This window comes from Priestia sp. P5_B4 (assembly GCF_056400385.1).
Genome location: NZ_JBFULJ010000701.1, coordinates 1 through 1,999 on the forward strand (window position 1 = coordinate 1; position 1,999 = coordinate 1,999).

Annotated in this window: 2 protein-coding genes; both read right to left on the reverse strand. The window is 40.2% G+C overall.

Annotation, left to right across the window (positions count from 1 at the left end):
- Positions 1–59 precede the first annotated feature (59 nt).
- The gene (locus tag AC1DRF_RS24890) at positions 60–809 is read right to left on the reverse strand and encodes an SDR family oxidoreductase (protein ID WP_427076033.1); all 750 of its coding nucleotides are present in this window, start codon (positions 807–809) and stop codon (positions 60–62) included.
- 21 nt (positions 810–830) lie between these two features.
- Positions 831–1,802: a DHH family phosphoesterase gene (locus AC1DRF_RS24895; protein ID WP_477741953.1), complete on the reverse strand. Its 972-nt coding sequence runs from the start codon at positions 1,800–1,802 to the stop codon at positions 831–833.
- Between the last annotated feature and the right edge of the window lie 197 nt (positions 1,803–1,999).

A 1,999-nucleotide genomic window follows, 5' to 3' on the forward strand; every position in this document is an offset into this window, starting at 1 on the left:
ATGATTGTATGAAAAAAGACTGCTAAATACGGCAGTCTTTTTTCGTAGATGCTTAATGCTTAATGTTCATAAATCATCTTTCGCGTCATTCCCCCGTCTACTACGAGGTTAGCTCCTGTTACAAAATCATTTTCAACGTTTGTTAAATACATACACGCTCTTGAGATATCGGCTGGCGTTCCCACCCGATTAGACGGATGCTGCGTATGATCGATTTCACGAAGGCCATCGTAGTCAGATGTCTCAATCCATCCTGGAGAAATAGCATTTACTGTGATGTTGTCATCACCAAGTGAAATGGCAAGTGCATGAGTTAAAGCAACGATTCCTCCTTTTGTAGCCGCATAGGCTTCTGTGTGAGGTTCAGACATTGTAGCTCTCGTAGAAGCTAAGTTTACAATGGAGCCTCCGCTTTCGTTTTTTCTCATCACCTTAGCTGCTTCGCGAGAGCATAGAAACACGCTGCGCAGGTTCGTACTGATAATGTCATCCCATTCATCAATGGTTAGCTCATACGGTGATTTCCAGCGGGAAACGCCTGCATTATTAATCAAAATATGTATCGTTTCATACGTACTGACCGTTTTTTCAACGAGATTTAAAATGTCGCCTTCTTTTCGGACGTCTGTTTTCACAAAAATGGCTTCTCCGCCTTGTCTTTGAATAGCTTCTGCGTGACGCTCTCCTTCAGTTTCGTCCACATCTGCCAATACCACTTTTGCTCCTTGTTTCGCGTATGCGCGGGATACATCTTTACCTATTCCGTTCGCAGCTCCGGTGACAATAACAACTAAATCTTTAAACGACATATCATCTCCTCCTTATACGCTTTATTCACTTTTTTCTTCGTCTTTAAACAAGTGATCCGTGACGAAAAGAGCAAACGTTTCAGCCGTTAATTTGCATCCAGAAGCTTTTGGGTGACCTCCACCTCCAAGGTGCCCAACAATTTCTGCTAAGTTGATTTCGTCTTTTACTGCACGGAACCCAATCTTTTGGCGTCCCATGTCCACCATAACGGAAAAGTCGATATCTTCGTTTTCTAGACACAGTGCATTTCCTAGCTCAGACTGATATGTATCTGCGAATACAATCCCTGCGTTGTACGCTGTGTTATMAATTTCAACCCTTTCTTTTATGATTTGTTTTTGTTTATCATAAATGTATTTTTCAATCTTCTTTTCTTCTGCTTCTAGTAAAATTTCGTGTTTGTCCGTAAACGTAAATTCTTGCTTTTCAGTATGGTACGATTCACGAAGCGTTTCTAGAATGGTTTCTTTAAATTCTTCATGCGGGATTAGATAATATAGGTGATTAAGGCGCTTTGCTTTCAAGTTATTTTCATGGAACCAGTCCCACGTATCAAATAAGCGCACAAGTTCTACGTACTCATCAAGCAACGCCGTTTTTTGGAGCATGTTGTTGCGCACTAAGTAGTCGTAGAAAAGAGATGTAGCTGCCGTCTTTTTACCGTTTTCGTCTTCTGCAATAACATGAACCCAATCGTATTTCTTAGCTAGTGGAAGAGCAGAGATATGATGGTCAATAAGAGTGATTTTCTGGCCTTTTTTTACCAGCTCATTTAATTTTTCCGCGACCTCCTCATTTACGCTAATATCCGTTATGTATAAAGCTGTGTCTCCATCGTTTTCTTCTTCAATAAAATGTGTCACTGTGTCATTGATGCGGCCAATGCTTACCGTGCTGTAATCAAAGTTATCATCGCCAAACGCTAACCGACCCAATAGTGCTGGACTTACCCCGTCTAAATCGTTATGTGAAATTAATTTTATTTTTGTCATTAATCAAAACTCCTTTATTTTCAGTCGCCTTAGTATATGTACCGGCTTGTATATTATAGCAATTTCAGCATAAAAATGCTGTTATTTACTTTGAAGTGAAGTCAACGTTCAGACTTCGACTTACCTGTATCAAAAGAGAGTGAGACATAACTACATCGATTCAATCAACAGCTAGAAGCAACTACACACATGAAACC

Bases quoted from the DNA above. Each gene is read 5' to 3' on its own strand.
- AC1DRF_RS24890 (WP_427076033.1), bottom strand. From the start codon at position 809: ATGTCGTTTAAAGATTTAGTTGTTATTGTCACCGGAGCTGCGAACGGA.